At 49.9% G+C, this 22,146-nt stretch carries 21 protein-coding genes; 16 read left to right on the forward strand and 5 right to left on the reverse strand.

Going from position 1 to position 22,146, the window contains the following annotated elements; translation table 11 throughout:
- The first annotated feature begins 27 nt into the window (after positions 1 to 27).
- Positions 28 to 3,372: a preprotein translocase subunit SecA gene (secA, locus tag J7619_RS17175; protein ID WP_291200998.1), complete on the forward strand. Its 3,345-nt coding sequence runs from the start codon at positions 28 to 30 to the stop codon at positions 3,370 to 3,372.
- A gap of 266 nt (positions 3,373 to 3,638) precedes the next feature.
- On the forward strand, positions 3,639 to 4,298 hold the full coding sequence (locus J7619_RS17180; protein ID WP_291201001.1) for a phosphatidylserine decarboxylase family protein: 660 nt from the start codon (positions 3,639 to 3,641) through the stop codon (positions 4,296 to 4,298).
- Here the strand turns inward: J7619_RS17180 and J7619_RS17185 are convergent.
- Together J7619_RS17185 and J7619_RS17190 are read right to left on the reverse strand one after the other, a co-directional pair.
- Positions 4,290 to 4,910: a rhomboid family intramembrane serine protease gene (locus J7619_RS17185; RefSeq protein WP_291201004.1), complete on the reverse strand. Its 621-nt coding sequence runs from the start codon at positions 4,908 to 4,910 to the stop codon at positions 4,290 to 4,292. The genes J7619_RS17180 and J7619_RS17185 overlap by 9 nt on opposite strands.
- Before the next feature lie 24 nt (positions 4,911 to 4,934).
- Positions 4,935 to 5,909 (reverse strand): polyprenyl synthetase family protein, encoded by a 975-nt coding sequence (locus J7619_RS17190; RefSeq protein ID WP_291201007.1) that lies wholly within the window; start codon positions 5,907 to 5,909, stop codon positions 4,935 to 4,937.
- Positions 5,910 to 6,060: 151 nt separating this feature from the next.
- Between J7619_RS17190 and J7619_RS17195 the strand changes: the two genes are divergently transcribed.
- On the forward strand, positions 6,061 to 6,891 hold the full coding sequence (locus tag J7619_RS17195; protein ID WP_291201010.1) for an aminotransferase class IV: 831 nt from the start codon (positions 6,061 to 6,063) through the stop codon (positions 6,889 to 6,891).
- Positions 6,892 to 6,951: 60 nt separating this feature from the next.
- Here the strand turns inward: J7619_RS17195 and J7619_RS17200 are convergent, their stop codons facing one another.
- The 3 genes from J7619_RS17200 to J7619_RS17210 form a co-directional block, all read right to left on the reverse strand.
- Entirely contained in the window at positions 6,952 to 7,809 is an 858-nt protein-coding gene (locus tag J7619_RS17200) for a hypothetical protein (RefSeq protein ID WP_291201012.1), read from the reverse strand.
- 142 nt (positions 7,810 to 7,951) lie between these two features.
- Positions 7,952 to 8,974: a thiamine-phosphate kinase gene (thiL, locus tag J7619_RS17205; protein WP_291201014.1), complete on the reverse strand. Its 1,023-nt coding sequence runs from the start codon at positions 8,972 to 8,974 to the stop codon at positions 7,952 to 7,954.
- Between the two features lie 82 nt (positions 8,975 to 9,056).
- A complete protein-coding gene (locus J7619_RS17210; protein WP_291201016.1) occupies positions 9,057 to 9,512 on the reverse strand; it encodes a hypothetical protein in 456 nt (151 codons plus the stop codon).
- A gap of 139 nt (positions 9,513 to 9,651) precedes the next feature.
- Between J7619_RS17210 and J7619_RS17215 the strand changes: the two genes are divergently transcribed.
- The 13 genes from J7619_RS17215 to J7619_RS17275 all read left to right on the forward strand — a co-directional run bounded on the left by J7619_RS17215 (position 9,652) and on the right by J7619_RS17275 (position 22,131).
- Complete coding sequence (locus tag J7619_RS17215) at positions 9,652 to 9,888, forward strand: cytochrome b5 domain-containing protein (RefSeq protein WP_291201018.1); 237 nt, start codon at positions 9,652 to 9,654, stop codon at positions 9,886 to 9,888.
- Between the two features lie 18 nt (positions 9,889 to 9,906).
- Positions 9,907 to 10,776: an N-acetylglucosamine kinase gene (locus J7619_RS17220; protein ID WP_291201020.1), complete on the forward strand. Its 870-nt coding sequence runs from the start codon at positions 9,907 to 9,909 to the stop codon at positions 10,774 to 10,776.
- A gap of 105 nt (positions 10,777 to 10,881) precedes the next feature.
- Positions 10,882 to 12,132 (forward strand): sensor histidine kinase KdpD, encoded by a 1,251-nt coding sequence (locus J7619_RS17225; RefSeq protein WP_291201022.1) that lies wholly within the window; start codon positions 10,882 to 10,884, stop codon positions 12,130 to 12,132.
- Positions 12,132 to 12,818 carry a response regulator transcription factor gene (locus tag J7619_RS17230; RefSeq protein WP_291201024.1) on the forward strand — a complete coding sequence of 229 codons (687 nt, stop codon included), beginning with the start codon at positions 12,132 to 12,134 and terminating at the stop codon, positions 12,816 to 12,818. The genes J7619_RS17225 and J7619_RS17230 overlap by 1 nt, the downstream gene beginning before the upstream one ends.
- Positions 12,819 to 12,911: 93 nt before the next feature.
- The gene (rpmB, locus tag J7619_RS17235) at positions 12,912 to 13,151 is read left to right on the forward strand and encodes a 50S ribosomal protein L28 (protein ID WP_015813019.1); all 240 of its coding nucleotides are present in this window, start codon (positions 12,912 to 12,914) and stop codon (positions 13,149 to 13,151) included.
- Between the two features lie 90 nt (positions 13,152 to 13,241).
- On the forward strand, positions 13,242 to 13,733 hold the full coding sequence (gene folK / locus J7619_RS17240; RefSeq protein ID WP_291201026.1) for a 2-amino-4-hydroxy-6-hydroxymethyldihydropteridine diphosphokinase: 492 nt from the start codon (positions 13,242 to 13,244) through the stop codon (positions 13,731 to 13,733).
- A gap of 279 nt (positions 13,734 to 14,012) precedes the next feature.
- Entirely contained in the window at positions 14,013 to 16,376 is a 2,364-nt protein-coding gene (locus tag J7619_RS17245; protein ID WP_291201028.1) for a TonB-dependent receptor, read from the forward strand.
- Between the two features lie 35 nt (positions 16,377 to 16,411).
- Entirely contained in the window at positions 16,412 to 17,335 is a 924-nt protein-coding gene (locus J7619_RS17250; protein ID WP_291201030.1) for a DUF4249 domain-containing protein, read from the forward strand.
- Positions 17,336 to 17,425: 90 nt separating this feature from the next.
- A complete protein-coding gene (locus J7619_RS17255) occupies positions 17,426 to 18,544 on the forward strand; it encodes a P1 family peptidase (protein ID WP_291201032.1) in 1,119 nt (372 codons plus the stop codon).
- 236 nt (positions 18,545 to 18,780) lie between these two features.
- Positions 18,781 to 19,431, forward strand: a complete 651-nt coding sequence (locus J7619_RS17260; RefSeq protein WP_291201034.1) for a response regulator transcription factor — start codon at positions 18,781 to 18,783, stop codon at positions 19,429 to 19,431.
- Positions 19,432 to 19,535: 104 nt separating this feature from the next.
- Positions 19,536 to 19,760, forward strand: coding sequence for a response regulator transcription factor (locus J7619_RS17265; protein ID WP_262510557.1), 225 nt, complete (start codon positions 19,536 to 19,538; stop codon positions 19,758 to 19,760).
- A 21-nt stretch (positions 19,761 to 19,781) separates the two neighbouring features.
- Entirely contained in the window at positions 19,782 to 20,945 is a 1,164-nt protein-coding gene (locus tag J7619_RS17270; RefSeq protein ID WP_291201036.1) for a hypothetical protein, read from the forward strand.
- A gap of 247 nt (positions 20,946 to 21,192) precedes the next feature.
- Positions 21,193 to 22,131 carry a hypothetical protein gene (locus J7619_RS17275; RefSeq protein ID WP_291201038.1) on the forward strand — a complete coding sequence of 313 codons (939 nt, stop codon included), beginning with the start codon at positions 21,193 to 21,195 and terminating at the stop codon, positions 22,129 to 22,131.
- Positions 22,132 to 22,146 lie beyond the last annotated feature (15 nt).

Consider the following 22,146-nt stretch of genomic DNA (forward strand, 5'->3'; position numbering starts at 1 on the left):
AACCTGTTAAAAAACATACATCACATCATGTTTAAAATATTTTCCAAGCTATTTGGCACGAAATCGGAACGGGACCTCAAAGAACTGACCCCGTACGTTGATAAGATCAATGCCGAATATGCATTGCTAGCCTCCCTGTCGAATGACGAGCTCCGGGCACAATCCGCGAACTTGAAACAACATATTGCCGATCAATTGAAATCTGTCGATGAGCAAATCGCAGCATTGAGACAGCAGGCAGCCGACGAACCGAATGTGGACAGTAAAGAGGCGATCTTCAAGAAAATCGACGCACTCGAACTGGAAAGAAATAAAGAACTGGAAAAGGTATTGCTCGATATTCTCCCGAAGGCATTCGCGATCGTGAAAGACACAGCCCGCCGTTTTACAGAAAATGATAAGCTGGAAGTAACCGCCAACTATTTTGACCGCGAAATCGCTTCTAAAAAGTCGAATGTGACCATTAGCGGCGATAAGGCACTTTGGAATACAACTTGGGACGTGATCGGTCAGCCTATCAAATGGAACATGGTCCATTATGATGTGCAGCTGATCGGTGGTGTGGTGTTGCACCAGGGCAAGATTTCCGAAATGGCGACCGGTGAAGGTAAAACCCTCGTGGCTACCCTTCCTTCGTTCCTGAATGCGCTCGCAGGACAAGGTGTTCACATTGTAACCGTGAACGACTACCTGGCCAAACGCGATGCCGAGTGGAATGCACCGCTTTTCGAATTCCACGGCATGAGTGTCGACTGTATTGACCGTCACCAACCGAACACGATTGCACGTCGCAATGCCTACAAAGCTGACCTTACTTACGGGACCAACAACGAATTCGGTTTCGATTACCTGCGTGACAATATGTCACGGACGCCGGAAGAGCTCGTTCAGCGCAAACACCACTTTGCGATGGTCGATGAGGTCGACTCTGTGTTGATCGACGATGCGCGTACGCCATTGATCATCAGTGGTCCGGTGCCACGCGGCGACGAACAGGAGTTTTTGGAGCTGAAACCACGCGTTGCAAGGATTGTAGAGGCTCAAAAGCGCCTCGCAATGGACTTCCTCAACGATGCTAAAAAGAAAATCCAGGCAGGAGATAAAAAAGAAGGCGGCTTGGCATTGTTCCGCGCACACCGCGGTATGCCGAAATACAAGCCGTTGATCAAATACCTCAGCGAAGGCGGCGTAAAGGCCATTATGCAGGAATCGGAATCGATTTACCTCGCAGAAAACCAGAAACTGATGCCGCAAGCCGACGCTCCGCTCTATTTCACGATCGATGAGCGTCATAACAGCATCGAGCTGACCGAAAAGGGGATCGACTTCCTCACCGGCGAATCGGAAGAAAGCAACTTCTTCATTCTCCCCGACATTGCTGTTGACCTCGACGCTATCGAAAAAGATACTTCGCTTAGCGAGCACGATCGCGTGATCGCAAAAGAAGCATTGATCCGCGATTATTCCGTTAAAACAGCCCGTATCCACACGGTAAACCAGCTTTTGAAAGCATTTACGCTCTTCGAAAAAGATGTGGAATACGTGATCATGGACGGAAAGGTAAAAATCGTCGACGAGCAGACCGGCCGTATCATGGAAGGTCGCCGCTATTCCGACGGTTTGCACCAGGCGATCGAAGCAAAAGAAAGTGTGCGCGTGGAAGACGCGACGCAAACGTACGCGACGATTACCCTGCAAAACTACTTCCGGATGTACCACAAACTGGCTGGTATGACCGGTACTGCGGAAACAGAAGCGGGTGAGTTCTGGGAAATCTACAAACTCGACGTCGTGTCGATCCCTACCAACCGCGGAATCGTCCGTAAGGATCAGGAAGATAAAGTATATCGCTCGGTTCGTGAGAAATACAATGCTGTAACCGACGAAATCGTGGAACTCGTAGAAGCAGGCCGCCCGGTACTCGTGGGTACCACTTCGGTGGAGAACTCCGAGATCATCAGCCGGATGCTCACGCTGCGCAAGATCCCACACCAGGTTTTGAATGCAAAACAACACCAGCGCGAGGCAGAGGTGGTTGCGGAAGCGGGTAAACCTGGAACTGTAACGATCGCTACCAACATGGCCGGTCGTGGTACCGATATTAAACTGACGCCGGAAGCGAAAGCGGCGGGTGGTCTGGCGATCATCGGTACGGAACGTCATGAAAGCCGTCGCGTCGACCGCCAGCTGCGTGGTCGTTCGGGACGTCAGGGTGACCCGGGTTCATCTCAGTTCTTCGTTTCACTCGAAGATAACCTGATGCGTTTGTTCGGTTCCGACCGTATGGCGAAAGTAATGGACCGCATGGGCCTCGAAGAAGGTGAAGTGATCCAGAGCAGCATGATCACGAAATCGATCGAGAGAGCTCAGAAAAAAGTAGAAGAGAACAACTTCGGAATGCGTAAGCGTTTGCTTGAATATGACGACGTGATGAACTATCAGCGTGACGCGATCTATACGCGCCGTCGCAATGCATTGTTCGGAGATCGTCTGGCTGTGGATATTGCCAACACGCTGTTCGACGTGTGCGACGAAATCGCGACGACTGCGGGAAGCTACGCCGAACTTGAACTGGCTGCCATTACCACATTGGGCATGGAAGTTCCTTTCAGCGAGAGCGAATATGGTGCCATGAAGCCTTCCGACCGCTCGCAAAAGCTTTACGACGCAGCAGAAAAACAATATCAGGATAAAAACGACTCGATTTCGGGCAAAGCATTGCCGGTACTCCGCTCGATTTATGCAGAGCGCGGCGCGGTGATTTCCGAAATCATGATCCCGTTTACAGATGGTATCCGTCAGGCCGGAGTGGTAGTTGGCCTGCAAAAAGCCATTGAAAGCGAAGGCAAAGACATTACCCGCGAAATGGAGAAGGCGATCGTGCTTTCGCTCATCGACCAGGAATGGAAGGAGCATTTGCGTGAAATGGACGATCTGAAACAATCGGTGCAGAATGCGGTATTCGAGCAGAAAGATCCATTGCTGATCTACAAATTCGAGTCGGTAGAACTCTTCAAACGCTTCCTGAGCAAGGTTAACTTCGATATGATCTCCTTCCTGATGAAGGCCGACATTCCACAGGAGGAAGCAGCGCCGCCTACTGCCGTAGCGCAGCAAGTCCGCAGACCGGAGCCTACACCTGAACTTCACACCAACCGTGAGGAAGACTACGACGTGGAAACCGATACTTTCCATTCACAGGAATCGACGACCAAAGCGCAGCCCGTGCGTACCATTAAAATCGCCGACCGCAACCAACGGGTATCCGTTCAGTACCGCGACGGCCGCATTGTCCGCGACGTAAAGTTCAAGAAAGTGGAGCACGAGGTGAAAAACGGCGACTGTGTGGTGGTTGATGTGCATGAGGAATAGTCATTTTTAGTCAAGTGTAGTCAGTAGTAGTCAGGTATGGTCAATGGTTGTCAAGAATAGTCATTGAAAGTCAGGAGGAGAAAATTTCTCAACCCTGTTAACAACAAATGACAACTTCTGACAATACCTGACTACACTTGACGAAGTGTCAAGAGACGTTACGAAAAAGCCCCGGCGTATCCCGTCGGGGCTTTTTCGTTGACGTAAAATCAGGATTTATGCGATATTTGCATTTCAGAGACGACCATTAACAAAAATAAACCTGCATGAAACTGCACAGAGAAGGATATACAATCATGGCTGTAACGGCCATTGTACTGATCATCATTAATTTAGGGATCAACTATCTCCTTCCCGACGGCTATTGGATACCTCGCCTGGTATTGATAGCGAGCATTGTCATTTTCTTCCTTGTCGTGCAGTTTTTCCGCGTTCCGTCTCGGGTAGTGCATCAAAGCGACCGCGAAATCGTGGCGCCTTGTGATGGTAAGGTAGTGGTTATTGAAGAGGTTGTTGAAACAGAGTATTTCAAAGGTCCGCGCCGCCAGATCAGCATCTTCATGTCGCCGCTGAATGTGCACGTCAACTGGAACCCTATCAGCGGGGTAATCCAATATTTCAAGTACCACCCGGGACTGTACCTGGTCGCCTGGCACCCCAAATCCAGCACCGAAAACGAACGTACCACCGTTGTAATCCGCAACAAGGAAGGTATCGAAGTACTATTCCGCCAAATCGCGGGCGCAGCAGCGCGTCGTATACGCTGGTATGTGAAGGAAGGTGATAAAGTGGAGCAAAGCACCGAAATGGGCTTTATCAAATTCGGGTCCAGAGTCGATCTTTACATTCCCCTGGACGCCGAAATCAATGTCAATCTTCAAGACAAGACGGTAGGTAGCGTCACTGTGCTGGCAACTTTAAAATAAACGCCAGCTCAGGATTTGCTCAAAAAACTGTGGTACCGCATTCGGATATACCACAGCCATAAAAACCATCCCAAAAATGGCCCCGTACATGTGCGCGCTGTGGTTGACATAGCTCGTGCCGCGCCGTGCCTCGTAAAAAGAGTACCCAAGGAACAGCAGGCCAAATATGAACCCGGGCATACAAATGAAAAAGTAGAGGCAGATCTGCATCAGCGGCGCGTAAAGAATTGCCGCAAAAAGTACCGCAGACACGCCGCCCGACGCCCCGAGCGAGTTGTATTTCGAGTTTTTCCTGTGCTTCAAAAAGGTAGGGATGTCCGAAACGATAATACCTACCAGATAAAGGAACAAGTAGTAAAACGTCCCGCTCGGGCCAAAAAGCATACCGAACAACCGTTCGATGCTTTCACCTACGAACCACAAACTGAGCATATTGAAAATCAGGTGGCCGAAATCCGCATGCACAAAACCCGAAGTCACAAACCGGTAATATTCGTTGCGCTGCGTTACACGGTAAGGGTTCAGGATCAGCTTGTCCATCAAACTGTAATTGTTGAACGCATAATAGCTGATCCCGGAAGTTATGATCACTAAAATGAGGGTAATCGACATATAATGGGTTATTGGTTGATAAGATTACTTTTCCCGCGCCACCAGCTGCTCTACAAACTGCAAAAGCACATCTTTCTGAACGCTATCCGTGCGCAGTTGCTGTAAACTAGCCATTCCGCGCGAGAAATATTCATTTATTTTATGTTCGGTAAATGCGCGGATGCCCAGCGCATCGTAAATGCCGGTCACAGCCGCCACTTTCTCCGCATTATCGAAGGTGTCAAGGCTTATCCAGTGGTCAAGCTCCGTTTTCAAATTGCCCTCCGCTTTTGACAGTGCTTCAATGAGCAGGAATGTCTTTTTGTTGGCAATAATATCACCGCCTACCTGTTTTCCAAACTTGGCAGGATCGCCGTAAACATCCAGCAGATCGTCTTTCAACTGAAAGCCGATACCCATATTCTCTCCCGCCGAGTATAAAAGTTCCGTCGTTTCTTCATCCGCCCCGGAAATCATTCCACCTAGTTCCAGCGCAAAACCGAGCAGTACCGACGTTTTCAAGCGGATCATACCAATGTACTCTTCCTCCGTCACATCCCAGCGTGTCTCGAAATTCATATCGAGCTGCTGGCCTTCACACACTTCTGCCGCAGTTTGGTTAAAACGGCTCAATACGGCCCGCAATTTATCCTGCGCCACATCCAGCAGCAGGTCGTAAGCACGGATCAGCATGACATCCCCGGACAGAATCGCCGTATTCGCATTCCATTTCTCGTGCACGGTAGGCATACCCCTGCGCAGCGGCGCACGGTCCATGATATCGTCGTGCATGAGCGTGAAGTTGTGGAACACTTCCACCGCCATGGCCGGTTTCAGGGCCTTTTCAATATTTGTATCAAAAATGGAAGCGGCAAGCAATGTCAGCAACGGGCGGAAACGCTTCCCGCCGAGCGACATGATATAGGTAATAGGCTCATAAAGCTCCGCCGGAGCATCGCCATAGGAATGCCCGTCAAATTCAATCTGAAGTCTTTCAAGTAATGATGTGGGTTGGATCATGCGAAGCGTAATATAGCCGGGCTCGTGACTGGCCCGGCGGGTTATGTGAACCGCAAAGATAAAACCTAAAAATTGGCATTTACATTTACAAAAGCAGTATTTGAAAAGCCTTTATCAATAACTTTACCCCAATCAACAAATCCAGCTTTCAATGCCTTTCCACCAATATTTTAATGGCGAAATCGTTCCGCTCGATCAGCCCGTTTTCCAAACCAGCGACCTCGGCTTACTTCGGGGTTACGGATTATTCGATTTTTTCAGGACTTATAATGGCGTTCCCTTCCGATGGGATGATTACTGGCAGCGTTTCGAAAATTCGGCCCGCTTGCTGAAACTGGCGCTTCCCGTGACACAGCCCGAGACGGAAAAAATCCTGGCCGATTTGCATTCCATGTCAGGAGAGGCCGAAGTGGCGTTCCGGTTTGTACTCACAGGCGGCTATGCGCCCGATGGCGTGCATGTAGTCCAACCCAATTTGCTGATCCGTACCGAAGCATTGCCCCAGGACAACCCGGCTGGCCGTTTGAAAGGTATTAAGGTCCTGCCGTACGAATACGTTCGCGATTTGCCGGAGATCAAAAGCACCAACTATGTACATATGGTACTCATGGCCGATGAAATGAAACGCCAGCAAGCCGCAGATTTACTTTTTCACAAGGATGGTGAGGTAAGCGAACTCACCCGCAGTAACCTGTTCGCATTCCAGGGCAACAAGCTCATTACTTCCGACCGCAATATCCTCAACGGTGTGACGCGCCGGGTAGTGATCGAGCTTGCCAAAGCAGATTTTGAAGTAGAAATCCGTCCGGTTACCTACAAGGAAGTTATTACAGCCGACGAAGTTTTCACTACCAGCACTACGAAATGGGTTATGCCCGTAGTGCAGATTGGCGACCAGCCTGTCGCAAACGGCCTGGCCGGCGCACGAACGTTGCATTTGCAGAAGCAATTCGAAGCGCTCGTAGCCCGCTGGGGTAAATAAAAAAAGTGGCTTTCCCTGTCAGAAAGCCACTTTTCAACTACACTTGGTAACAAGCACTATTTAGTTAGGCGCAATCGGTGATTGTAGGTTGACGATCGGCCACTTACCCGGTACAGGAACGCTCACGCCCTTAGTAGCGCCTCTCGTCGTTCCGTCCGCACCGAAATAGTAAAGTGGCCAGCCTTTGTATGTCAGCTGTTTCTTGCCAAACACATCGATCGTACTGAACAATGTTTTATCGACGGTCGAAGGCAGCGATTTCAGGTCAGCGGTGTAAATAGGCCAGGCTCCGTCATTCGAAAAATCGGACTTGGTATAGTTGTTCTTATTGTTTTTGTCGTTCGCAAACGCGTACAAGGTCCTTCCCTTGGCGTCGGTGAAGAACTGCGTGGCGCCGGTACCCTCGGTGTAGTCCGATTTATATGACTTTCCATCATTACCCACAAGCTGACCGCTGGCGATCATAATGGTGTAATCCGTTTTCACAACAAACCAAACTGTGCCCACATTCTCACCTTTCGCATCTCCCGCAACGGCGTCATCCTTATAATAGTAAAGCGGCCAGCCTTTGTAAGTTGTTTGTGACTTACCATCTGTCGTAATCGTTCCAAAATCGGCCTTATCCAGACCCGCATCGAGTTTAATATTCGACAAGTCGCCTGCCGAATAGATAGGCCAATTGATCAGGCAGTTTCCCGAGCAAGCCGAGGCGCCGGAGGCATCCTTTGAAAAGTAATAAAGCGTTTTGCCGTCTTTGTCGGTCAGGATCTTGCCTAGCGTCGCATTGTCTTTCAATTGAACATCGTTGGTGGGGGTTGGTGTAGGGTCGGTTTTGTCGTCGTCGTCCGAGCACGAAAAGCTGACGGCCATTAACAGTCCCAATGCAACCAGCATTCTGGAAGTTGAAAAGATTTTCATCGGATCTAATTATGATTTGTTAAAGATGAATTGGATACGTCGCGATTACGACCAAACCTTTCCGATGGTTGCGTGTACGGGTTAAAACAAAAAAGCATAACCGGTGTGGGTTATGCTTTGAAGCTTTTTGATGGGGAACAAATCAGGCATTCCACCCCTGCGCCGTAAGCGGCACGCGGGAATCGCCCTTGGTGTGAAGTTCCACTTCGCCTTTTTTATCCGTGATATACCCGATAAAAGTGATTTTTGGATTGTTTTTGATCTGCTCGTAAGCCGACTGCGAAACGGTGAAAAGCAACTCATAGTCTTCGCCTCCATTCAATGCCGCCGTTGCCGCGCCGATATTCAGTTCCGAAGCCGCCAGGTAAGTTTGCTCGTCGATTGGCAGCCGTTCTTCAAAAATGACCGCGCCCACACCCGATTGCGCACATATATGCAGAAGATCTGAGGCAAGGCCGTCGGACAAGTCGATCATCGAAGTCGGTATTACGCCGGCTTCATCGAGCTCGTACACCACGTCCATTCTCGCTTCGGGGCGCAGCTGGCGCTGGATCACGTAATCCTTTCCTTCCAGTTCCGGTTGCATATTCGGATTGGCCAGGAACACCTGCTTTTCTCTTTCGAGCAATTGCAAACCCATATAGGCCCCACCCAGATCGCCCGTCACGCAAAGCAGGTCGTTCGGTTGCGCGGTGTTCCGGTATGCGATCTTGTCTTTTTTAACCTTCCCAAAAACACTCACGGAAATAATGAGCCCGGAACGTGAGGAAGTAGTATCGCCGCCTACGAGATCTACATTAAAATCTTTGCAGGCCAGCTTCATTCCTTCATACAGCTCGTCTACCGCCTCTACCGAAAAGCGGTTGCTTAATGCGAGATTGATCGTAACCTGCCGCGGAATACCGTTCATCGCCGCGATATCGGAAATCCCGGCAGCGATAATTTTGTACCCGAGATGTTTGAGCGGGAAAAACGTAAGGTCAAAATGGATCCCTTCGAGAAACATATCGCTCGTGAGCAAACCAAATTCTTCGCCCAGGTCTATTACCGCCGCGTCGTCGCCAATACCCCGGACACTCTCCGGCAATGTAGTCCGTATTCCTTTATTTATTCTTTGAATCAACCCGAATTCACCCAGGCTGCTTATTTCAGTTCTTGTTTCCATGCCGCAAAATTAGACAAAAAAAGCGAAGCCATTCCCGCATTGGAAATGGCTTCGCAGATGATATGCTGGATCGACTTTCCGCTTACGGGTTAGTCAATGTGTATTCATTAATAGTACCTCCCGTTTTAGGGCTTGCTGTGAGGCGCGTCAGCACCACTTTGGCATCGTCGATCGAGTTGATCGTAAATTCGAGCTTGCCGCCTGAGCCGGTAGGTGCGGGAGTCAGGTTGGTAAGGACGAGCTTGGTATCTCCTTCTACGTCCCAGTTTCCGGTGAACGTTTTGCCGTCCACGTCCGTCAGGCTCACTGTTTTCGTGCCACCGCTATTGGTAAGCGTTAAACGGAAGCCGGAGTAAGCGGCTTCGATATTGCCGGAACCGCCGCGGGTATACACTACCGTCGAACCGTGCTTTACAGATTCTGCCGTCCAGGCCTTTGCAATTCTTTCAGATACAGGCTTAACCTTGTCTTTACAGCCCACGGCAACCAGGCCCAGCATCATGATCGAACACCAAAGAAGAGCGTAACTTTTTCTCATATTTTATTTTTCGTGAATGTCTTTTCAAAACGCCAAGTTCTTACTTTTTAGTCTTATAATCAAAATATTCATAGCAGATCATTTTCTAAATTTTCCAACGGAATACCCTTATCGCTAAATTGCGCGCTAAAACAATATAATGAAAGTATATACCAGGGCACAACTGGCGCTTCGCAACGGGCAGGACCGGGAAGAAATATGGTGTGCATATAAAGGAATGATTTATGATGTGAGCGCGTCGCGACTCTGGCGCAATGGCCACCATTACGAACACTGGGCCGGCCAGGACCTCACCAAAGAACTCGGCGACGCTCCGCATACCGAACGCGTTTTCGAGCGGTTCAATGTCATTGGCAAGCTGCAATTACCCGAATAACCCAACCGAACGATACCAATGTATTCCAAATATATCCTCATCGCCGACAGCGGTTCTACCAAAACAGACTGGGCCTGCATTCAAACGGAAACCGGCCATTATCAACCGGTTCAATCCGCGGGTATTAACCCGTTTTACCAGACAACGGAGGAGATTATCCCCGTCCTGCAAAGCCAGGTTGTACCCGGCATCGGCGGAGATATTGAGGAAATCCATTTCTATGGTGCCGGTTGCGCCAACGAGCAATCGAGCCTTCCTGTTACCAATGCATTGAAACATTGCTTCCCCTCCGCGACCATCGTGGAAGTGGCCTCGGACATGCTCGGCGCGGCACGCGGGTTATGCGGGCATGAGCCCGGGCTTGCATGCATATTAGGCACAGGCGCGAACAATGCTTTTTTTGATGGTCACCGCATTACGCATTCCATCGGCTCGCTGGGTTTCTGGCTGGGCGACGAAGGTAGCGGCTCTTATCTGGGCAAGACATTGGTCGTGCATTACCTGCAAAACGAGCTGCCCGAAGATCTGCACGAGCGCTTTGTCAAAGATTATCCCGGCCTCGACCGCCTCACCGTACTTGACCATGCCTACAAAAAGCCTTACCCGAACCGGTATTTCGCTTCGTATTCCAAATTCATTGCAGAAAATCGTACCCACGAATTCATCCGGACTTTGCTCAGCCATGCATTCGGGTTGTTTACAAAAAAATATATTTTGAAACATGCGAATGCGACCCAATATCCCGTGCATTTCACCGGTTCGATCGCCTACTATTACCAGGATATTCTTCGGTCGGTGCTGGAAAACAATGGCTTAAAAACCGGCCGCATTCTGAAATCGCCCTTGGAAGGATTGATCGGCTACCATCTCACCGATTTGAAAGCTTAAAAAGTTAATGAAATGTTAAACAATGCAGCGCTGGTCATGTTACGACCGGCACGGCTGTTTAATTGAACGAATGGCCGTATATTTATTGGTCATTTCGAGTTAGTTATGTCAAGACGTACCATTCAGTCCCTCACTGTTTTTTCTGCATTGCTCATTATCGGCGTCGTTATCACGCAGATTTACTGGGTAAAACAGGCGCTCGACCTTCGGCACCGGCAGTTCAACCAGAATGCCCACATAGCATTGCAAGACGTTGCCGGAAAACTCGCCCACGTGTGCGGGGTGATGCAAACCACCAATCCCGTAGAGCAGCTTTCACCGGAATATTTTCTGGTGAATACCAATGCCACTACCCAGCCCGAAATGCTGGAACATTTTATCAAAGACAGTTTTACGAAACATAATCTGATCGCCGATTTCGAAGTGGGTATTTACGATTGTACTACCAATCGCATTCGTTACGGCATGTCTTTAAGTACTAAAAACAACGATAAAATACCTGCCAAAACGACCAACTGGATCAAAACCGACAAGTACCCCTATTATTTCGGCGTGCGCTTTCCCCAGCAGGAAACCTATTTTGCAGGCAGCATCAGCGGCGCCATCTGGTCGTCGGCGCTGGTATTGGTGGCGGTGTCTTTCTTTGCCTATGCATTGTTTGTGATTTTAAGGCAAAAACAGCTGTCCGAAGTGCAGCGCGATTTTGTCAATAACATGACCCACGAGCTGCAAACGCCCATTTCGACCATCCGCATTGCGGCCGACGTGCTGAATTCCGACAATATCGTATCCCAACCCGCGCGGCACAAGCGTTATGTGCAGATCGTGCAGGACGAAATCCTCCGCTTACAGGGCCAGGTAGAAATGGTACTGTCCATGGCCAAAGCCGAACGTGATGCATTGCATTTGCAAAAAGAACGGCTCGACGCCCGGCAGATGATCGAGTCGATTTTGCTTCCTTACGAAGAAAAAGTGCGTTTCCAGGCCAATGCAACCAACAGCATGATCGACGCCGACCCCTTCCACCTCCGCTGCCTGATCAGCAACCTGGTCGATAATGCATTGAAATACTCGGACGACGTGCCGGATGTGGTCGTCGAAACATACAATAAAGGCAATAACCTCGTTATAGCTGTCCGCGACCAGGGTATTGGCATTGCACCTGAGTACCAGAAGAAGGTTTTCAACCAGTTTTTCCGCATTCCTTACGGCGATGTGCATAATGTGAAAGGCTTCGGGATCGGTTTGAGTTATGTCAAACAAATCGTCCGCGCACACCGCTGGCACCTCGGACTGGAAAGCGCCCTGGGTAAAGGCAGTACATTTAAAATCACTATTCCGCAGAAACACGCTTGATGAAAAAGAGAATCCTGTACGTTGAAGACGACCCCAATCTGGCATTTGCCACCAAGGATAACCTCGAACAATACGATTACGAAGTCGTGCACGCGACGGACGGCGCCGAAGCGCTCGACTTTTTCGGCAAGGAGCATTTCGACATTTGCGTGCTCGACATCATGCTCCCGAAAATGGACGGCTTTACATTAGCCGAGAAAATCCGCAGCTCCGACAGCCAGGTGCCTATTCTCTTCCTGTCCGCACGCTCGATGCAGGAGGACAAAATCAAAGGCCTTAAACTCGGCGCCGATGACTATATTACCAAGCCATTCAGCATCGAGGAGCTGAAACTCCGGATCGACGTTTTCCTCCGCCGCAGCAAAGCCGATTCGATATTGGTCGTAAAACCGGGTAGTAAGCAGATTGGCAAGTATGTTTTTGATTTTCAGAAACTGACACTTACACTCGACAGCAAGTCGCAAAGTCTCACATTCCGCGAGGCCGAAGTCCTGAAATTCATGGCCGAGCGCACGGATCAGGTGATCCGCCGCGACGAACTTTTGAAGGCCATTTGGGGCGACGACGACTATTTTATGGGCCGTAGCCTCGATGTATTCATTTCAAGATTACGCAAATATCTTTCGGGCGACCCCGACATCCGGATCGATAACGTGCATGGCGTCGGGTTCAGGATGAGATGGTAAAATGCAGTTTTTTTGAAAATTTGTTTTGCCGTTACTTGCTCAACAAAAATTAATTACGCATCTTTGCACCCTCATTTGGAAAAATTGTAAGTCATGGCTAAGGTTTGTCAAATATCTGGTAAAAGAACTCGTGTCGGAAATAACGTTTCCCACGCTAACAATAAAACAAAACGTAAATTCTTCCCGAATTTGCAAAAGAAACGTTTCTTCCTTCCTTCATCAGGAGAATGGGTTACGTTGAAAGTAGCAGCTTCTGCTCTTCGTACTATCAACAAGAATGGTATCGAAGCAACTATACAAAAAGCATACGACAAAGGAACGCTTACGTTCTAAAAGGAATTTTACGAATTTATTGGAAAAGGACTTTCCTCCGATCGGGAAGTCCTTTTTTTCGTGGATTGTTTATTCCAAACACTTTTCGTGATGGCGGTCACCGGTCAGGTTTTTCTGTTGTTAGGCTCTAATCTCGGCGATCGCGGGCAGGTGCTTGCATCCGCACGCGAGGCGATTGCGGCACAGGCAGGGAGTATTATCCGTCAGTCTGCCATCTACGAAACCGAACCCTGGGGCAATACCGACCAGCCGGTATTCCTGAACCAGGTACTGGAAATCTCCACCTCCCTCCTGCCTGAGGATTTGCTCAGGATCATTCTCAATATCGAGCACGACCTCGGGCGCGTACGTTACGAGCGCTGGGGCGCACGCGTGATCGACATCGATATTTTATATTTCGGGCAAACTGTCATGGACAGCGCCCGCCTTACGTTACCGCACCCGCGCATTCAGGACCGCCGTTTTGTGCTCGCCCCGTTAGCGGAGATTGCCGCCGGTTTCGTTCACCCTCTTCTTCAAAAAACCAGCGCACAGCTTTTGGAACAATGCCCCGACACCTCTGCTGTGTCAAAAATACCTTGAAATAATACCATAAGCGCTCTCATTGTTTCATTTCAGGCATCGAGCCATTTATTCAGGTTTTTCACCAGTTCATCATTTTTTGCTGTCTTTTTAGGCCGATTAACACGTGCTTTGTCGGGCCTTGAAAAAATTGTAGAAATATTTTTTAGCAATTGGAAGGGGGTATATCCACACTGAGTTGTCACGGAGAAAAGGAAAAATTCAATTTGATCGTCTGCAAGAATGACTGCCTCCGCTCACAGCAACATAAACCAATTTGATAGTAAACAAATCCAGTCCATGAAAAACAGAATACTCAAATGCCTTCTATTAGCCTTGATCAGCCTGCCGGCGCTCGCACAGAACCGGCACTCCGTGAGCGGTTACGTCAAAGATAACTCGAATGGCGAGGGACTCATTGGCGTATCCGTTTACGTACGTGAAGCCGAAACCGGCGTTGTCACCAACCCTTACGGTTTCTATTCGCTCACCCTTCCTGACGGCAAGTACACGCTCGTTTTTACCTACATCGGTTACCAGAAAGTGACCCGCGAGGTGGTACTCGACGGCGACAAGACCGTGAGTATTGAAATGGCCGACGAAAGCAATCAACTCGCGGAAGTGACGATTTCGACACAAAAAGAAGATGAAAACGTCCGCAGCATCGAAATGTCGGTGAACAAGGTGGAAATGAAAACCATCCGCAAAATGCCCGCATTGCTCGGCGAGGTGGACCTTATCCGCAGCATTCAGTTGCTTCCCGGCGTGACGACCGTCGGTGAAGGGGCCTCCGGCTTTAACGTCCGCGGGGGCGATGTCTCTCAAAACCTGGTATTGCTGGACGAAGCACCGGTTTACAACTCTTCCCACTTGTTCGGCTTCTTCTCGGTATTCAACCCGGATGCGGTGAAGGATGTGAAGCTCATCAAAGGCGGTATTCCCTCGCAATATGGCGGCCGGATTTCTTCCATTCTCGACGTCCGTATGAAAGAAGGTAATGCCAAAAAACGCGAGATCAATGGCGGTATCGGTTCTATCTTCTCCCGTTTAACGTACGAGCAGCCTTTTGCAAAAGGAAAAGGGTCGTTCATCGTGGCAGGCCGTCGTTCCTACATTGATATTCTGGCAAAGCCATTTTTGAACTCGGATTTGAAAGATTCCAAATTCTATTTCTATGACCTGACGGCGAAGGTCAATTATCAATTGGGTAACAAGGATACCTTCTATGCTTCGGGCTATTTTGGAAAAGACGTGTTCGGAGGCGGCGATTTCGGCTTTGGATGGGGGAACAAAACGGCCACAGCCCGCTGGAACCACATTTTTTCCAATAAGCTTTTCATGAACCTGACCGGTTATTACAGCAACTACGACTATAACCTGGGCCAGAACCAGAACAAGCCCGATGCAAAGGACAAATTCGATTGGAAATCGAAGATTATCAGCACCAGTATCAAACCTGATTTTACATTCTACATCACCCCTAACAACCAGCTGACGTTTGGTGGCCAGTACATTTATTATGACACACGCCCCGGCAAGGCGACCTTCGTTTCGGAAGGCGATATGCAGGACATCAGCCTTGAACCCCGCTATGCCGACGAATCTGCATTATATATAGGTAATGAGTTGAAATTCGGCGACCGCATTTCATTGCAGTATGGCGCGCGGTACTCCTACTTCCGCAGCCTCGGACCAGCCACGGAATACGAGTACGCCGATAAGGGCAAGGGCGTTCGAAAAGATCCCATTTTCCCGGGTACCGAATACAAAAGAGGTGATGTGATCAAAAGCTACGGCAACCTGGAACCGCGGGCGGCATTGAACATCGGTATTACGAGCAATGCGTCCATTAAGGCCAGCTATAACCGCACATCGCAATATTTGCATTTGCTTTCCAACACCGCAGCCAGTTCACCACTCGATGTCTGGACTTTGAGCGGCATTAATATCAAGCCCGAAAAGGCCGATCAGGTTGCATTAGGCTGGTTCCAAAATTTCAAGGATAATACCTTCGAGGCTTCTGTGGAAGTGTATTACAAAAAACTGTACAATCAGATCGATTATGTGCCGGCATCCGACCTGCTGCTGAACGAATATTTCACCGGCGACCTGCTGTTCGGTAAAGGTCGCGCTTACGGGGCCGAGTTTTATGTAAAGAAAAACAAAGGCAGACTGACCGGTTGGGTAAGCTACACGCTTTCGAGGACAGAACGTTTGGTCGAATCCATCAACAATGACGACTGGTTCCCTGCACGCTTCGATAAGCCGCATAACATCACCGCGGTGGCTATTTATGAGTTGAACAAGCGATTGTCGCTTTCTTCGAACTTCACCATCCAAAGCGGTACCCCGGCCACATTCCCGACCAACCGTTACACTGTGGGCGACATGGTGCTCGGTAACAACTATGATGGATTGCGCAACAACAGCCGCATTCCGGCTTACCACCGTCTGGATTTGGCAGCTACTTTAAAGGCAAAGAAGAAGCTGTTTAAAGCAGGTGAAGGCGAGTGGGTATTCTCGGTGTATAATGTTTACAACCGTCGCAACCCGTTCTCGGTTTACACGCGGACTAATGAGGACAACCCGCTTAAAGCAGAAGCCGTACGCTATTCAATTATTGGAAACTTCATTCCTTCCGTGACTTACAACTTCAAATTCTGATACCAGCAAACTGAAATCACGCCAGAAAAACTGCAATGATGAAAACATTAAAATATATCAAATACCCTGCATTGTTCGCGCTCGCATTGATGTCCCTCACAAGCTGCGAAGATGTGATCGATCTCGATACGGCAAACGGCCCTTCCCAGCTCGTGGTAGACGGCTGGTTGACCAACCAACCTGGCGAGCAGGCCATCAAATTGTCGTGGTCACAAGCCTATTTCGACAATAATGCACCTAAACCCGTGCTGGGCGCGGTGGTAACGGTTACCGACGACAAAGGCAAAGTTTACAAATTCGAGGACACCGACGGCGACGGCAAGTATACCTGGGGTAAAACTACTGCCGACACGCTCGGGCACGTAGGCCGCACCTACTCGCTCAAAGTCGTGAACGGCACTGACACCTTCACCGCCCAATCCGAACTGAAACGCGTTCCAACCGTGGATTCGGTGGTATATCGCCACGAAAAATGGCCTTTCGAGCCCGATAAGGGGCCTCGCGAAGGTTTTGTGGCGTCATTCTACGCCCGTGACCTCGAAGGCGAAGGCGATACGTATTGGATCAAACCGGTAATCCGAGGCAAAGCGGTCGTAGACAAAGCCGCCAACATTTCCATTGCCTACGACGCTGCATTCGGTGCGGGCGCGCCATCCGACGGGCTGATATTCATCCTTCCATTGCGCGAATCGATCACAACCGACTCATTGTATTCAGCTGGTGCGCAAATAGGTGTCGAGCTGCACAGCATTACCTATGAGGCATTCGAGTTTCTCAAACAGGTGAACGAGCAAGGTACGAATGGCGGATTGTTCGCCACCCCGATCGCCAATGTCCGGTCCAATATCATCAATGCCGATGCCAAGGGCCCCAAAGCACTCGGATTTTTCAGCACATCGGCTGTGAGCCGCATGGAAACGGTGATCGACCCGGAAAAAGCACGTCCCGACAACGATTAAAAATTACACTTCAACAGCAGATGTATCCACTGGAGAACCCCGGTTCCCAGTGGATTTTTTATTATATTTCATCCTGAATCAAACTGACCTATGAAGCTCCTGATCTCACTCCTCGTCATGCTCCCGCTCACCCTTGCCGCCCAGAAACGCCCCCGCGAACTGGGTATCAAAATAGGTGTTTTACCCACGGGCGCATGGAACGCGATCACGGATGTGACGGGCGTGAAAGTAGGTCAGGTGACGCTCACGGAAGGCGCCGATGTACGCACGGGCGTGACGGCTATTCTTCCGCACGATGGTAACATGTTCCAGCAAAAGGTTCAGGCGGCCATGTACATTGGTAATGGTTTCGGCAAAATGACGGGCTATTCGCAGGTTGAAGAGCTAGGCACCATAGAATCTCCTATTGTTTTAACCAACACATTAAGCGTACCCACCGCCGCGGACGCCGTGATTGACTGGACATTGGGCCAGAAAGGCAATGAAAATGTAAGATCCGTGAACCCGGTTATCGGAGAAACGAATGATGGCTTCCTGAACGACATCCGGGGACGCTACGTGCGAAAAGACCACGTCCTCAATGCGCTCGCCCAGGCCGAAAGCGGCCCTGTGACAGAGGGTAATGTAGGCGCCGGGACAGGCACGGTTTGTTTTGGCTGGAAAGGAGGCATTGGCACAGCCTCGCGGAAACTGCCCGAAAAGCTGGGCAACTATACGGTAGGGGTATTGGTTCAAACAAATTTCGGAGGCGTATTGCGGGTAAATGGCGTGCCGGTAGGCCAGGAACTGGGCAAATATGCCTTTAAGGAATCGCTCGACAAGTCGTCGGACGGTTCCTGCATGATGGTACTCGCCACGGACGCGCCTTTGGACGCCCGTAACCTGAAACGGCTTGCCAAGCGCGTCATGCTCGGTATGGCGCAAACCGGCGGCATCGCCGCGAACGGCAGCGGCGACTATGTGATCGCCTTTTCGACGGCCAACAAAGTACTGCACGAAACCTCCGAACCGGTTTTCAGCTCGGCTTTCCTGCACAACGACTACGTTTCGCCGCTCTTCATGGCGGCCATGGAGGCGACGGAGGAAGCCATTATCAATTCGCTTTTTATGGCCAAAACTTCCGAAGGGACCCAGGGCCACAAGGTAGAAGAGCTTCCCAAGGACAAAGTGCTGGAAATCATGCGCAAATACGGGCGGATCAAGGAATAGCCCGAGAAATAATTCGACGTATATAGTAAACAGTCAGTGAATACCCCTAAGGGATTCCCTTATATTTTGGGTAATGCAAACAATTAGTTAGGATTTTGGACAAAAAACGCTAATTTTCAACCCTTTACGAAACCGGGTAATCTTACCTGGCTTTTCCTGTACTTTCCCGTATTGACCGGACCTGTCGCTTAGAATTAATTTTGATGTGTAAATTCTAATACTCAACCCCGAAAAGTATGGAACATTCTATTACACACGCGTGCCTCGTCCATCCGCATCCATTAGAGTGCGAGGCGGTTGCAGAATGGCTGAGGAGGAGGTCTTACATAGAGCTGGTTGGTAAGTGTAATAATCTTGAACAAATCACCCAGTTACCCTACCTGAAAGAAATTGATATAGTAGTTGTATTCGACCATCACGCCGAGAAGACGGCAGACCAGATTTTAAAGATCAGAAAACTCTACCCCAAACTGAAATTCCTCCTGCTCGCCCCCAGCCCATCGGCCGAATCGGTCCGCGAGGTAGTGCGGTCGGGCGTAAGCGGCTACATTGTTTTCGAAGCCGAGCTCGATGAATGGGAACGCGCCATACGTGCCGTTTCGGAAGGAAAAGTGTATTACGGGCAGGAAGTCATGCTCAAACTCGCCGAAACATCCATGGACAAATATATCCAGGAACCGGCGCCTTCTACACGTGATTTTTTAAGTAAAAGAGAAGTCGAAATCCTCCGGCTCGTCGCCAGCGAATACTCTACCAACAAGATCGCCAGCGAGCTTTGCATCAGTGATAAAACCGTCGAAACGCACCGCCGTAACCTCTTTCAGAAACTGGGCGTACGAAACTCGGTAGGTCTCACCAAAATAGCCGTCCGCATGGGCGTAGTGTAGTTTTTTACCGGTTTTCATCATGGGAAACCCTTAAAATCAATAACCAAAACCATTAGTAAAATCAGGGTAAAAATTCGAAAAATTCAGGGTATCCGCCGATTGAAATAGCGCTTGCGCCGCAACAACTTTGTCTAAGTGTTTTAATTATGGAACTGACAAAGCGCGAAAAGGAAATCCTGGATCTGATCATGGACGAAATGAGCTCCAAGGAAATCGCCGAAAGGCTGCAAGTGAGCATTTCCACGGTGGAAGCCTACCGGCGAAGTCTGTTCAGAAAATTCGGTGTACGTTCGGTGATAGGGCTGGTGAAAGCAGCCATGAAAATGTAGTACTCGTAATTACAAATTAGTATGGCAGATATCCGTCGCATGGCCGTCAACTGGGTGGATGGGATGAAAATCTCACGGCAGCATTTTATCGAAACAGATCACTATCACACCGATCAGGTTCGACGCGCCGGGGCAGCATTGTTAACCCCGTTCAATTTTGGCCTGTTGCTTCCGAAAGACGGCAGCGACCCGCTGGAAATACAGGTTCTGGGCGATGCGGGAAATCAGATCAGGGTAAAAGTGAGCCGCTGCCAGGCAATAACACCCGACGGCAGCCTGCTCGACATAGAAGAAACGGACGAGCTGAAACTCGACACCTCGCTGGCCGGGATCCTGGAACAATACCGGCTGCCGATGACGCAGCATGTGGAAATTTATATCGTAGTCAGTGTGGGCATGTTCGAAAGACAGCCGACCGGAACACCTTCGGAATCCGAAATTCCGGTGCGGCATCCTTACACAATCGCGCTGTCCCGCGTGAGCCTGGTACCTTCGGAGCTCATTAACATCGAGCAATGGGGCGGCCCGGGGCTGATCATCGGCAAGCTGGCATACAGCAACTCCGAATTGCGTGTATTGCACGATTTCGTACCGGCAAGCCGGGCAGTACGCAGCCATAAAAACCTGCGCGAATGGCACAGCCGGTGGTCGGGATATTTGAACGACATTGAAATGTATTCATTCCGGATTTTGCAGAAGATCAAAACCAAAAGCCAGAAAAGTACGCTCTCGGACAGTGTTCAGATGATGGTGGAAGGGCTGGTCGGTACGATGACAATGGTTAACATCAGTTTTCAAAGGACTATCCCTTTCGAACCGCCGGTACAAATGGTAACCTCGATGATCCAGACAGCCCAGGCCATACGCGTCGCTATGGAATGCCTTACCGACCGGGAGAAGGAAGAACTGCTGGGTTACCTCGGCGAATGGGCCGACGACTCGCCCGGGAGTATTGAAAAGCAGCTATTAGCCGTGATACAAGCACCGTTCAATCAAAATGACATGTTGCCCGGCCTGCGTATCATCGATGGTTTTTACAGCATGTGGACGGCCCTGTTCCTGAAACTGAGCCAGCTTGAATTTATTGGCAAACGTAAAGGACAGCAGGTATTTATCATCGAAAGCCCCGTACACGAGCCGCCGGTGCAGCCGGAGAAGACAAAATCCCGATGGAGCCCTCTTTAGCCCAAATCCCATTGGCCCGGGATTTGACCAGTTGCCCGTCGGTTGAAACCGACGGAAATGGATCACAAAACAAAAAATCCCATTTACCCTAGAATTGACCAGTTGCCCGTCGGTTAAAACCGACGGAAATGGATCACAAAACAAAAAATCCCCTTGCCCCGGGTTTTAACCCGGGGATCAATAGATAAAAAATAGATAAAGAAATAGATAAGAAATTAGATTAACTGGCAGCAACATTGATATCGAAATGGAGCCTCTCAACAAAATTCAGCGAAAATCGGCGATCGGGCGGTTTGTAGGCATGTATGTGCTCTCGCTCACGTTCCCGCTGGCAGCTGTATACCTGCTCATGCGCGTACCCGACTCGGTTGACGCATCGGAAAGGCGCAAGTACCGCGAAATCGTCGAAGAGCAGGACCCGATGCTAATCGATACCGACACGCTCAGCCAGATATCGCGCAGGCTCATCCAGCTCGACGGCGTTTACAGCAGCGCTACCGACGAAATGGCCAAAGCCACAGCGAGAACGCAGTTGGTCGACATTGAAAGCCGGGTTAACAGCATTATGAGCCATTTCAACAACCTGGCGGCAGCCGCGGCGCACGAGCAGAATAAACGCTTATCCACTGGCATCGCAAAGCTGACCGAGGCATTGGTTACCTACCGTCAGACGATCGGCGAGCTCAGGCGCACGCTCGACAGCAAAGGCATTGATATGCAAATGGTGAATGACCTCCGTAACCAGATCAATATGAAGGACCTGGAAATCAAAGGCATGGAACGTCAGTTGCTGACTGCCGCAGCAGGCGGCGGAGGAGGAGGTGGCGGTGGAGGCGGCCCCGACAAGGAGTTGCAAGCCAAAGTAGCCGCGCTTCAACGCGACCTCGATAATTGCAGGAGTTCCAAATCGGGCGGTGGGGACATTGCCGCCATTCAACGACAGCTCGACGAATGCCTTGCTGCCAAAAATGGCACCGCCGTCACCTACCGCGAATGGCTGCGGTATTCGGAGGCCGAGGGCTACTACCAGTTGCTCACCCAGGGAAACCTGCGCAAAAACGACCGGAAAGTATACTATGACCAGGCGAAACAGATATTCGATGGCTTACAGGTTTCCACGGCCAACAAAGACATGAAAGCCAAAGCGACAGAGCGGCTATTGGCATTACAAAAAAATCAACCCTGAGAAACAGCGTTCCAA

Source organism: Dyadobacter sp., from assembly GCF_017744695.1.
Taxonomy (GTDB): domain Bacteria; phylum Bacteroidota; class Bacteroidia; order Cytophagales; family Spirosomataceae; genus Dyadobacter.